The organism is Roseinatronobacter domitianus, assembly GCF_023336755.1.
GTDB lineage: Bacteria > Pseudomonadota > Alphaproteobacteria > Rhodobacterales > Rhodobacteraceae > Roseinatronobacter > Roseinatronobacter domitianus.
Window position 1 is genome coordinate 238,730 of the sequence record NZ_JALZWP010000001.1, and the last position, 11,445, is coordinate 250,174.

The 11,445-nt window shown below is 62.6% G+C and carries 13 protein-coding genes; 7 read left to right on the forward strand and 6 right to left on the reverse strand.

The window, feature by feature from the left end:
• Positions 1–131 precede the first annotated feature (131 nt).
• Positions 132–2,411 carry an NADP-dependent malic enzyme gene (locus tag M3N55_RS01230; RefSeq protein WP_249055597.1) on the reverse strand — a complete coding sequence of 760 codons (2,280 nt, stop codon included), beginning with the start codon at positions 2,409–2,411 and terminating at the stop codon, positions 132–134.
• Between the two features lie 140 nt (positions 2,412–2,551).
• On the opposite strand from M3N55_RS01230, the gene M3N55_RS01235 reads away from it, so the two are divergent.
• From M3N55_RS01235 to M3N55_RS01255, 5 genes are all read left to right on the forward strand, one after another.
• Positions 2,552–2,968: a cytidine deaminase gene (locus M3N55_RS01235; RefSeq protein ID WP_283163827.1), complete on the forward strand. Its 417-nt coding sequence runs from the start codon at positions 2,552–2,554 to the stop codon at positions 2,966–2,968.
• Positions 2,968–4,167, forward strand: coding sequence for a phosphopentomutase (locus tag M3N55_RS01240; RefSeq protein WP_249055600.1), 1,200 nt, complete (start codon positions 2,968–2,970; stop codon positions 4,165–4,167). The genes M3N55_RS01235 and M3N55_RS01240 overlap by 1 nt, the downstream gene beginning before the upstream one ends.
• Positions 4,164–5,153, forward strand: coding sequence for an adenosine deaminase (locus M3N55_RS01245; protein WP_249055602.1), 990 nt, complete (start codon positions 4,164–4,166; stop codon positions 5,151–5,153). The genes M3N55_RS01240 and M3N55_RS01245 overlap by 4 nt, the downstream gene beginning before the upstream one ends.
• Complete coding sequence (gene upp / locus M3N55_RS01250) at positions 5,150–5,785, forward strand: uracil phosphoribosyltransferase (RefSeq protein ID WP_249055603.1); 636 nt, start codon at positions 5,150–5,152, stop codon at positions 5,783–5,785. The genes M3N55_RS01245 and upp overlap by 4 nt, the downstream gene beginning before the upstream one ends.
• Before the next feature lie 76 nt (positions 5,786–5,861).
• Positions 5,862–6,794, forward strand: coding sequence for an SPOR domain-containing protein (locus tag M3N55_RS01255; protein WP_249055604.1), 933 nt, complete (start codon positions 5,862–5,864; stop codon positions 6,792–6,794).
• Between the two features lie 103 nt (positions 6,795–6,897).
• Here M3N55_RS01255 and M3N55_RS01260 read toward each other — a convergent pair whose 3' ends face one another.
• Positions 6,898–7,509, reverse strand: coding sequence for a hypothetical protein (locus M3N55_RS01260; RefSeq protein WP_249055606.1), 612 nt, complete (start codon positions 7,507–7,509; stop codon positions 6,898–6,900).
• Between the two features lie 174 nt (positions 7,510–7,683).
• Between M3N55_RS01260 and infC the strand changes: the two genes are divergently transcribed.
• On the forward strand, positions 7,684–8,223 hold the full coding sequence (gene infC, locus M3N55_RS01265) for a translation initiation factor IF-3 (RefSeq protein WP_249055905.1): 540 nt from the start codon (positions 7,684–7,686) through the stop codon (positions 8,221–8,223).
• A 56-nt stretch (positions 8,224–8,279) separates the two neighbouring features.
• Here infC and M3N55_RS01270 read toward each other — a convergent pair whose 3' ends face one another.
• The 3 genes from M3N55_RS01270 to M3N55_RS01280 form a co-directional block, all read right to left on the reverse strand.
• Positions 8,280–8,822 carry a GNAT family N-acetyltransferase gene (locus tag M3N55_RS01270; RefSeq protein ID WP_249055609.1) on the reverse strand — a complete coding sequence of 181 codons (543 nt, stop codon included), beginning with the start codon at positions 8,820–8,822 and terminating at the stop codon, positions 8,280–8,282.
• Between the two features lie 144 nt (positions 8,823–8,966).
• Complete coding sequence (rpmA, locus tag M3N55_RS01275) at positions 8,967–9,236, reverse strand: 50S ribosomal protein L27 (protein ID WP_249055610.1); 270 nt, start codon at positions 9,234–9,236, stop codon at positions 8,967–8,969.
• A gap of 6 nt (positions 9,237–9,242) precedes the next feature.
• Positions 9,243–9,932, reverse strand: coding sequence for a 50S ribosomal protein L21 (locus M3N55_RS01280; protein WP_249055907.1), 690 nt, complete (start codon positions 9,930–9,932; stop codon positions 9,243–9,245).
• A 250-nt stretch (positions 9,933–10,182) separates the two neighbouring features.
• Between M3N55_RS01280 and M3N55_RS01285 the strand changes: the two genes are divergently transcribed.
• Positions 10,183–10,785 (forward strand): rhodanese-like domain-containing protein, encoded by a 603-nt coding sequence (locus M3N55_RS01285; RefSeq protein WP_249055612.1) that lies wholly within the window; start codon positions 10,183–10,185, stop codon positions 10,783–10,785.
• Here the strand turns inward: M3N55_RS01285 and M3N55_RS01290 are convergent.
• The gene (locus tag M3N55_RS01290) at positions 10,782–11,348 is read right to left on the reverse strand and encodes a pilus assembly protein PilP (RefSeq protein ID WP_249055614.1); all 567 of its coding nucleotides are present in this window, start codon (positions 11,346–11,348) and stop codon (positions 10,782–10,784) included. The two genes, M3N55_RS01285 and M3N55_RS01290, sit on opposite strands and share 4 nt — an antisense overlap.
• Positions 11,349–11,445 lie beyond the last annotated feature (97 nt).

An 11,445-nucleotide genomic window follows, 5' to 3' on the forward strand; every position in this document is an offset into this window, starting at 1 on the left:
GCCGCGCTTTATGGCAGCCATGTCCATCGTCCATCTGACCTACGCAGTTGCTGCAACAAATCGGCAGGCCGCGGGACGGCCTGCCGATGGCGCGGCGGGCTTCGCCCTTGTTCCGCGCCCAACACGTTCGCCTACCCGTATTGCGCCACCGGCGTGCCCGCCAGCGCCGACATGTTCAACAAGCCCCGCGCTGTGATCGACGGTGTCACGATATGCGCCGTGTTGCCCATGCCCATCAGGATCGGCCCCACTTCCAACGCACCCGCGCGGGTTTTCAGAATGTTGCGCACGCCGCTTGCGGCATCGGTATTGGCAAAGATCAGCACATTTGCCGGGCCGCTGAACCGCGCATCGGGCAACAACCGCGCGCGCAGGTCTGTATCCAGCGCCGCATCGACATGCATCTCGCCCTCGTAGTCGAAATCCATGCCCATAGAGTCCAGCATTTCCAGCGCGGCGCGCATGTTGCGGCCCGAGGGTGTGTCCAGATTGCCGAACTGACTGTGCGAACAGAGCGCGATTTTCGGGTCCAGACCAAAGCGGCGCACATGGCGCGCAGCCCCGATTGTGGTTTCGACAATCTGCTCGGGGGTTGGGTTTGGATGGACCTGCGTATCGGCCACGAACAGGTTGCCTTCCTGCTGGATCAGCAAGGACAGCGCGCCAACCGGGTGACGCGCGGCGCTTCCAAGTATCTGAGAGATGTAATTCAGGTGCCACAGATATTGCCCAAACGTGCCGCAGATCAGGCTGTCGGCATCGCCTCTGTGCACCATGATCGCCCCGATGGCGGTGGTGTTGGTGCGCAGAATGGCACGCGCAAGGTCCGGCGTGACACCGCGCCGTTGCATGATCTGGTGGTAGCTTTGCCAGTAATTCCGGTAGCGCGGGTCATCTTGCGGGTTGACCAGTTCGAAATCGCGCCCCGGCTTGATCGACAGGCCCGCGCGTTCCAGCCTGTTGGCGATGACCTCTGGCCGACCGATCAGAATTGGAACTTCGGTGGTTTCTTCCAGCATGGCGCTGGCGGCGCGCAGCACGCGCTCATCCTCGCCCTCGGCAAAGACGATACGGCGTGACGCGTGGCGCGCGGCCTCAAACACCGGGCGCATAATCATCGCAGACCGGAAGACAGAGGCATCCAGCCCGGCCTTGTAGGCGTCCAGATCGGGCAAGGGGCGCTTGGCCACGCCAGAGTCCATTGCCGCGCGCGCCACGGAACTGGCGACAATCCCCATCAGGCGCGGGTCAAACGGCTTGGGGATCAGGTAATCCGCCCCGAAGCTCAGTTGCTCGCCCTTATAGGCCGCCGCCGCTTCGGCGCTGGTGGTTGCGCGGGCCAAAGCGGCGATTCCTTCAACACAGCCGATTTGCATGGCATCGTTGATTTCGGTCGCGCCGACATCCAGCGCACCGCGAAAGATGAACGGAAAGCACAGCACGTTATTGACCTGATTGGGAAAATCAGAACGCCCGGTCGCAATGATGGCATCGGGGGCGACTTCGCGCACTTGGTCAGGCAGAATTTCGGGCGTCGGGTTGGCCAGTGCAAAAATAATCGGCCGCTGCGCCATGCGGGCGACATGATCGGCAGTCAAAGCGCCGGGGCCGGACAGGCCCAAAAACAGGTCGGCCCCGTCGATCACATCATCCAGCGTGCGCCCGTCAGTGACTTGGGCGAAGGCGGCTTTTTGCGGGTTCATATCCACCTCGCGCCCCGCATGGACCAGCCCGTGAATATCGCACAGCCACACGTTTTCGCGCTTCACACCCAGCTTCAGCAGCATGTTCAGGCAGGCAATGCCCGCGGCGCCACCGCCGGTGCTGACGATCTTGATATCCTCGAACCGTTTGCCCGCAACCCGCAGCGCGTTGGTTGCGGCAGCGCCGACCACAATCGCGGTGCCGTGCTGGTCATCATGGAACACCGGAATGCCCATCCGCTCGCGGCAGATTTTTTCCACGATAAAACAATCGGGCGCCTTGATGTCTTCCAGATTGATCGCGCCGAAGGTTGGTTCCATCGCGCAGACAATTTCCGCCAGCTTCACCGGGTCCGGTTCATCCAGCTCGATATCAAAACAATCAATATTGGCGAATTTCTTGAACAGAACCGCCTTGCCTTCCATCACCGGCTTGGAGGCCAGCGCGCCGATATTGCCCAATCCCAGAACGGCGCTGCCATTGGTGACAACTGCCACAAGGTTGCCGCGCGTGGTGTAGCGGGCGGCGTTTTCCGGGTCTGCCTTTATCTCCAGGCAGGCTTCGGCAACGCCGGGCGAATACGCGCGCGACAGGTCATACCCATTTGCCAAAGGCTTGGTTGCGCGGATCTCCAGTTTACCGGGGCGCGGGTATTCGTGATACAAAAGGGCAGGGTGGCGGTTGTCGTCTTGGGTCTGCTCGGTCATCTGTCCCTCCTGCCGAAATCTGGTTTACCCTTAAACCATTGCTGGATCGCTGCAAGGCCCGGTAGCGCTAAAGCTGTTTCAAGCCTGTGCGGACAATTGGCGCGCCCAAGGCTTGCATCGGCCTGCGTCGCGGCGCAAACTTGGCCCAGAACAAGGGGTGCGACATGACACTGGAAGACGCGGCGCGCGATGTGCGAGAGCGGGCCTATGTGCCCTATTCCAATTTCAAGGTGGGGGCCGCGTTGCGGTCCGATACCGGTGCCGTCTTTGTTGGCTGCAACGTGGAAAACGTGGCCTATCCGGAAGGCACTTGCGCCGAAGCGGGGGCGATTGCAGCCATGGTCGCCGGTGGCGCGCGGCGGATCATGGAAATCGTGGTTATTGCCGATAGTCCGACGCCGGTGCCGCCCTGCGGTGGCTGCCGCCAAAAGATCGCGGAATTCGCGGCGGGTGACGTCCCGGTCACGCTATTGTCACTGAACGGCGCGCGGCTGGAGACCACGGTCGCAGCCCTGCTGCCCGGAGCCTTTGGCGCGGATCATATGGAGCGCGGCTGATGCCGCGCGCTTTCGTGGTCGTGCTCGATTCTGTCGGCTGCGGCGGCGCGCCCGATGCCGAAGCGTTCGGCGATGCGGGCGCGAATACGCTGGGTCATATCGCGCAGGCCTGCGCTTTGGGGCAGGCAGATCAGGGTCGCGCAGGCCCGCTGCGTCTGCCCGTGCTGGACCGGCTGGGGCTGGGGGCTGCGATCAAGCTGGCCTCTGGTATGACGGCGCCGGGGCTTGGGGCCATACCCACGGGGCTGTGGGGGGCGGCGACCGAACTCTCGCGCGGGAAGGACACGCCCTCTGGGCATTGGGAACTGGCGGGCGTGCCGGTTCCGTGGGACTGGACATATTTTCCGCGTCAGGTGCCTGCCTTTCCGCCCGAACTGACCTCCAAGGTTTGCGACTTGGCCGGGACCGACGGCATTTTGGGCAACTGCCATTCCGGCGGGGTGGCCATAATCGACCGTTTCGGGGCAGAGCACCTGCGCACCGGCTGGCCTATTTGCTACACGTCTGCCGATAGCGTGTTCCAGATTGCCGCGCATGAAACCGCCTTCGGTCTAGAACGCTTGCACAAGCTATGCGCCGACCTTGCCCCGCATCTGCATGCAATGCGCGTGGGCCGGGTCATTGCGCGCCCCTTTGTCGGGACCGACGGCAATTTCACGCGCACCCATCACCGCCGCGACTACGCCATTGCCCCGCCCGCGCCCACGCTCTGCGACTGGGTCAGCAACTCCGGGCGCGCGGTGCATGCCGTGGGCAAGATTTCTGACATTTTTTCGGGGCAGGGCATTACCCATAGCCACAAGGGCAAGGATGACGCTGCACTTTGCAATCACCTGTTACGGCTGGTTGAAAGTGCGGAGGATGGCGCGCTGACTTTCTGCAACTTGGTCGAATTCGACAGCCTCTATGGCCACCCGCGCGACGTGGCGGGATATGCGCGCGCGCTGGAGCGCTTCGATAAGGTGGCGGGCCAGATGCTTGACCGCTTGCGCCCCGGCGATATGGCGATCTTTACTGCCGACCACGGCAATGACCCAACCGCGCCGGGATCCGACCACACGCGCGAGCGCGTGCCGGTGCTGGTGGCAGGGCAGGGCGCAGGGCAAATCGGGCATTGCGGTTTCGTCGATGTCGCGGCAAGTGTCGCCGATCACCTTGGCGTCCCCGCGCAAGGGCCGGGACGGAGCTTTCTGCCATGAACGATTTCACAAACCTGCCGAAACTGGAACTGCATCTGCATCTGGAAGGAGCGGCGCCGCCTGCCTTTATCCGTGGGCTTGCACAGCGCAAGGGTGTCGATTTGTCCGGCATCTTCGATGAGCAGGGTGCCTATAAATACAAGGGCTTCGTAGATTTTCTGCGCGTCTATGAAGCCGCTTGCACGGTGCTGACCACGCCGCAGGATTTCCACGATCTGACGCTTGCGGTGCTGGAGCAATCCGCGGCCCATGGGGTGATCTATTCCGAAGCGTTCCTGTCGCCGGATTTCTGCGGCGGCGGCGATCTGCTGGCATGGCGCGACTATATGGCGGCGATCCAGACGGCGGCACAAACGGCAGAGGCGCAGATGGGCGTCACCCTGCGCGGTTGCATCACTTGCATCCGGCATTTCGGGCCGGAACAGGCGCGCATCATTGCGCGCTGCGCTCAGGAAACGGCGGGCGATTTCATCACTGGTTTTGGCATAGCCGGGGATGAGAACGCGGGCGAGTTGGCCGATTTTATCTACAGTTTCGACGCCGCGCGCGAGGCAGGGCTGGGTCTGACCGCCCATGCGGGCGAGTGGCGTGGCCCGGATGAGGTGCGCGCGGCGCTCAAGCACTTGCGTGTCAGTCGCATCGGCCACGGGGTGCGCGCCATCGACGATCCCGCCTTGGTGGACCATCTGGCCGAAACCGGCACGGTGCTGGAAGTCTGCCCCGGCTCTAATGTCGTGCTTGGTGTTTATCCCGATTTGCGCGCACATCCGGTTGAAAAACTGAGGGCGGCGGGCGTGGCCATAACTGTCTCGACCGATGATCCGCCATTTTTCCACACCGATATGAGCGCGGAATATGCCGGGCTGCACCGCGCCTTTGGCTGGGAACAGCCCGAATTCGACGCGCTGGCGCAAACCGGGCTGCGTGCTGCCTTTTGCGACGACAGCACCCGCGCACGACTTGCCAAACGATTGGAGCCTGCATGACCCATCCCGACCTGACCCTGATCGACCACCCGCTGGTGCAGCATAAACTTAGCCTGATGCGCGACATGCGCACGCCCAGCCCGGAATTTCGTCGCCTGCTGCGTGAAATCGCGCTGCTGCTGACCTATGAGGCCACGCGCGATCTGCCCATCGCGCCGCAACGCATCGACACGCCGTTGACGGCGATGGACGCGCCCATGCTGGCCGGTCCCGACCCTGCTGTGGTCTCGATCCTGCGGGCGGGTAACGGCTTGCTGGACGGGGTGTTGGACGTGGTGCCAACCGCGAAGGTCGGGTTCGTCGGCCTCTATCGTGACGAGAAAACCCTCCGCCCCATCGAGTATTACAACAAGTTGCCCTCGGACATGGATGCGCGGTTTGTCATAGCCGTGGACCCGATGCTGGCCACCGGCCATTCCGCCGCTGCCGCGATTGACCTGTTGAAACGGGCGGGCGCCGCGCGGATCTGTTTCATCTGCCTTCTGGCGGCGCCCGAAGGCGTGGCGGTTATGGCCGAGCAACACCCCGATGTGCGGATCGTGACCGCCGCGCTTGACAGCCATCTGAACGAGAAAGGCTATATTGTGCCGGGCTTGGGCGATGCGGGTGATCGCATTTTCGGGACAGTTTGACGGCATTCACGGCGAATCGGCTTTACTTTCTTAGGGTTGCAACGGCATCCTTTAAGCAATTGACCGGGGGGTTAGGATGAACCGATTTTTAATGGCCGCAAGCGTGGCGGCAATTTGCACCGGGTTAGCGGCGCAGGCCCAAACCAATGGGCTTGACCCGGCGAATTTACCGCCTTCCAGCTTCGAGGGGCGCGAGTTCGTTGACAGCGCGGGCTGTTCCTTTCTGCGCTCGACATTCGGGGGCGAGGTGACATGGGTTCCGCGCTACGGGCCGGACCGCAACCCGGTCTGCGACCTGTCACCAACCGATTTCGCGTCTGCTCCGTCTGCGGCACCTGCGATGGAGGCCGCCGAAACCGAACTGCCTGCCCAGAATGATCCCGCAGCGACCGAGAATGCGGCGTCCAGCATGGCACCAGCTCCGGACTCTAATGATGCGGCAGCAGTGACTGCCCCCGAGGCGCCGCGCGGCCGGATAGAAGTGGTTGGCCCGGTCAATGACCCGGTGCGCCGCCCGGCCCCAAGCTATCTTGGCAAAGAACCAACCGTGTCGGGTCTTGCGCCGCGCCGTCAGGCGGCAGCGCCCGTGGCCCGTGCCAAGCCGCGTTATCCAGTGGCTGATGCCTCTGGCCGGCATCCGTCTTGCCCCGGCAGCGCGCCTTACGGGCAATTGGTCGACACGATGGTTGGCCGCAAAATGGTGCGCTGCGTGACCAGCCCGTCGCTCTTTCTGAGCGACTATGATGTCAGCCCGGTGCAAGCTGCGGCCCCTGCTGTGCGCGCTGCGGTTGGGCAAGGGGCACGGGTTCAGGTGGGCAGTTTTGGCGTGGCAAGCAACGCGCATCGCCTTGTTGCGCGTCTGAAAGCGCATGGTCTGCCTGCCGGAACTCATTCTGCACGCGGGCTGATGGTTGTCACCGTCGGGCCTTTTGCCAGCGGTTCATCGGCACATCAGGCTTTGTCGCAAGTGCGGGCCATGGGGTTCGGAGACGCGTTCCTGCGTCGCTGATCGGCGGCTCCTTCGCCACGACCTGCTGAAACAGATGACATTAAAAAACCCCCGGCACGCAAGCATCGCGCCGGGGGTTCTGTTTTGCCAATCTGGCCCGCGCTTATTGAGCGGTGGCGTCTTCGCCTTCGGGCAGGATGTCTTCGGCAGCGTCCGTTGCGGCGTCCGTGGCTTCCGTCGCTGCGTCAGATGTAGCATCAACCGCGTCTGTGGTTGCGTCGGTTGTGGCCTCAGAAGCGGCGTCGGTCGTTGCATCGACGGCGTCTGTGGTCGCATCGACTGCATCGGTCGCGGCCTCGGTGCTGGCCTCTGCTGCGTCATTGGCCATGTCAGCGCCTTCAGATGCGGCGTCAGTTGCGGCCTCTTCGCCCGAACCCATCAGATCGTTCACCATTGATTCGGCTTCTTCGACAGCACTGTCCACGGCGTCTTGCGCTGCGGTGGTTGCGTCTTCCACAGCAGTCTCAGCCGCCGTTACGGCATCTTCCACAGCCGTTTCGACCGCGCCGGTTGCGTCTTCGACCGCAGTTTCCGCTTCGGTCACGGCATCTTCCACCGGGTCAGATTCGGGCGCTTCGGTGCTTTCTTCGGCCGGTGCCTCGACCGGTTCTTCGACAGGCGCGACAACTTCTGTCGGCGTGCGCGACTGAACACCCAGCCAGATTCCCACCGCGGCGACCGCGATCGCGATCAATGCCAAAACCATTTTATTCATGTTACGGTCCTCTCAAACCTAATTACGCTGCCGCTGCCTATGCCAGATTTTTCTGCGCTTGCAAAGGTGAGCCCCGATAAACCAGCGATATACTGCGCGCGATTCCTGCTTGAATCACGCGGGGCGCGGCCTTAGATTGCGCGCCACACACGTCAATATACAAGGAATTCAGCCATAGCTCGCAGACCGCACAACGCCCCGCCCCCGCGCGATACCGGACCCCGCGTCAATGAGCGCATTCGTGCGCCTGAAATACGCCTGATCGGTGCCGAAGGCGAGAATCTGGGCGTGGTTAAACCGTCTCAAGCCATGATGCTGGCGGAAGAGGCCGGCCTCGATTTGGTCGAGATTTCGCCCAATGCCACCCCGCCGGTGTGCAAGATCATGGATTTCGGTAAGTTCAAGTATGAGCAGCAGAAGCGCGAGGCCGAGGCCCGCAAGAAGCAGCACATCATCGAGATCAAGGAAGTCAAATTCCGCCCCAACACCGACACGCATGACTACGAGGTCAAGATGCGCAATGTCATGCGCTTTCTTGAAGGGGGCGACAAGGTGAAGGTGACGCTGCGTTTCCGGGGGCGTGAAATGGCGCACCAGAATCTTGGGTCAGACCTGCTTCACCGTGTGGCGGCTGATGTCGACGAAATCGGCAAGGTCGAGAACATGCCCAAGATGGAAGGACGGCAGATGATCATGATGATCGCGCCGCGCTGACCCTTTCAAGCTTTCAGATTGGCAAAAGCCCGGCGCCTGCCGGGCTTTTTCATGCGCTACATCCGCCGGATATAGGTCCATGTGGGCACATTGGCGCGGCGGGCGACCGAGTAGGCTTCGGCATCGCCCAGATAATCGAACCCTGCATTGGTCAGCACATGGGCAGAGGCCGCGTTGTCCTGAAACACTTCGGCAAACAGCGTGCGGGCGTTGTGCGGGTTTGCCTTGATGATGCAGGCCACGGCTTCCGATGCGTAGCCCGCGTTCCAGAAGGCGGGTGCCACCCAGTAGCCGATCTGGCTTTGCTGGCGGTCCAGCGGTTTGAGCGAAATCAGCCCCAGCACCGCCGCGCGATCATGCCCGGCACCGTCCAGAACCCAGACGTCTTCCTCGTGGTTGGGGGCGGTTGCGCGGGCAATGAATTGCTCTGTCGCGCCCGGTGGCAACGGGTGGGGAATGGACCGCGTTCCCTTGGCCACGCGGGCATCGCTTGTGTAAAGTTCCAGCAGCCCTTCGTCTGACGGCTGCAACGGGCGCAGCACCAAACGCGCGCTGGTGAGCACCGGCAAATCCGCGCCGAACGTGGTGTTGAGTGTCATGTCATCCTCCAATCGGGCCCTCACCCGGATCGTTTCGCGCGGGGTGATTGGTCGGCTGCTCCTCCAGGCGACACATAGCGCAAAACGAAACAGGGCCGGCATTTCTGCCGACCCCGTGTTACTAAATAAATGTAACAGTTCGGCTTATTCAGCGGCGTCTGCCATCGGTTGAATGGACACGAAGCTGCGACCTTTCAAACCCTTGGTAAAGGTCACGTGACCTTCAGTCAGGGCAAACAGGGTGTGGTCGCGGCCCATGCCGACGCCTTCACCTGCGAAATGTTTGGTGCCGCGCTGACGCACGATGATGTTGCCGGGGATCGCGAGCTGACCGCCATAGAGCTTGACGCCAAGGCGGCGTCCGGCAGAGTCGCGACCGTTGCGGGAGGAACCGCCTGCTTTCTTGTGTGCCATGAGCTGTTACTCCTGTTCAGATGCGAATTGCTTGGCTTGGTCGATCCAGCCATCGCGTTCGATGCGGCCTTTGAACGACAGCTTGTCATCCATATAGGCAATCTCTGCCGGACCCCAAGAGGCGATCTGGTCGAAATGGAACACGCCGTTTTCGTGCAGCAGACCTTCCAGCTTGGGACCAACGCCGGAAATCTTTTTCAGATCATCGGCTTTGCCGTCGCGGGCTTCGGTCAGCAGGTTGGCAGGGCGGGTGCCTTCGACTGCATCGGCCGCAGGGGCTGCGGCTTTCTTGCCGGGTTTGGGGCCAGGGGCGGCCGCTTCGATCGCAAAGCCCGATACCGAACCCGTGCCGATCGCCGCTTTCACGCCGGATGCATCCGCGCCAGAGGCCAGAATGTCGGTCACGCGCACAAGCGTCAGCTTCTGGCGGTGGCCCTTGGTGCGCTGCGAGCTGTGCTTGCGGCGACGCTTGACAAAATGGATGACTTTGTCGGCCTTGATCTGGTCGATCACTTCGGCCTGCACGCCTGCACCTTCAACGGTGGGCGTGCCGATGACGGGGCTGTCGCCGCCAACCATCAGAATTTCGTTGAACTGGACGGTTTCGCCAGCTTGTGCGGCAATGCGTTCCACGCGCAGAACGTCACCCGCCTGCACCCGGTATTGCTTGCCACCTGTTTTCAGGACCGCGAACATGTCGGTCATTCCTTGTCTGTCTGCCGCGCCCTGTGGCCCCTGCGGCTGGCGCAGGCGTTTGGTGCCGTCGGGCTGCGTGCCCCTTTTGGGGCATAGCCATAAGTCCGCGCGGACCGAATGCCCGAACGGAAGCTGCCTGATGCACCAGAGGGCGCGCTCTGTCAAGCGCTCCCGGCGGTAGTTTCGCGGGGTGTTGCGTGCTGAGAGAACTGCGTTAGGCTGGGGGCTTGTCTTATCGGAGGAGAAGACCATGACCCGCTTTGTTCCCATGACTGCCATCGCCTTGGCCTTTGCCGGGCCTGCGCTGGCTGAGAGCGTCAATATCACGCCCGATATGTCCGCTGTCACGGTCGAAACACCGTCCGGCGCGGTAGAGATTTCGCGCGTGCAGGACGAATCGGCGGTGATAGAGGGGGAGTTCGCACGCATCGCGCGACCTTGCCCGGAATTTTGTATTCAGCCCATGACACCCGCCGAAGGTGTGCGCACCGTGGGTGAGCTGGAAGTGATGGACGCGCTGCAAGACCCCGGCACCTTGGTTGTCGATGGCCGCGTGCGCCCCGACTGGCAAACCGGCACGATCCCCGGCGCGATCAGCATGCCCTACACGGAAATGGCCGATCAGTTGCATGAACTGGGCTGCGAGCCGGATTTCGAGGGCTTTATCTGCGATGCCGATGTGGTGCCGAATCTGGTGATGTTCTGCAACGGGCCGTGGTGCGGTCAATCGCCCGCTGCAATCCGGCGCATTATCGATGCGGGCTACCCGGTCGAAAAGATCGCCTATTATCGGTGGGGTATGCAGGGCTGGCGTATGTTGGGCCTGACGGTGGCCGGTGGCGCCGAGGGTTAACCCCCCAGCACCAGCGCGCTGGACGTGTTGTCAGGGCGCAGCATGTAAAGTTTGCGCGCGCCGATCGTGGCCACGGTGGCATCTTGCAACGTGTCGCCTTCTTGCACGCGCAGGATGCGCCCGCCGGGTAAGCGCACAAGCGCATGGCGCACGCCGTCAGCTTCGACAACGGCGATCAGGTTCATTTCATCCAGCGGGATGGCATTGGGCAAGGTCGCCACATCCTGCACCGTCTGGCCCGGCGGCAGGCTGTAGGTTCGATGTGTCGGAGCATCCGCCATACTGAGCGGCAAGGGTGCAAAGGCCACACGCAGGATAGGGCGCGCGGGTGGCGCTGCTTCTGACGGTGGGTCTTGTGGCGATGGCGCTGCCGTTACCATTGGCAAGGCGGGTTCGGGGCAAGTGGCGCCCGGCCCGGCACAAGGGCCGACCAGCGCCGCCGCTGCGTAAAGCGCGCCCAAGGTCAGTGTAACGCAGAGCGGCACCTGCCACAGCCAAGCGCGGGCAGGTGCGGGTGATACCGGGCGCAGATGCTCCGGCAGGGGGTGCGAAATCTGTCGCATAGGGCGGCGGGCTTTCATGGTGCAAACGTAGTATAGATCATGCGTCTGTGCGAGAGCCTGAAGTGTAACAGCCGTGGGTTACGAATGCATGAAGCTG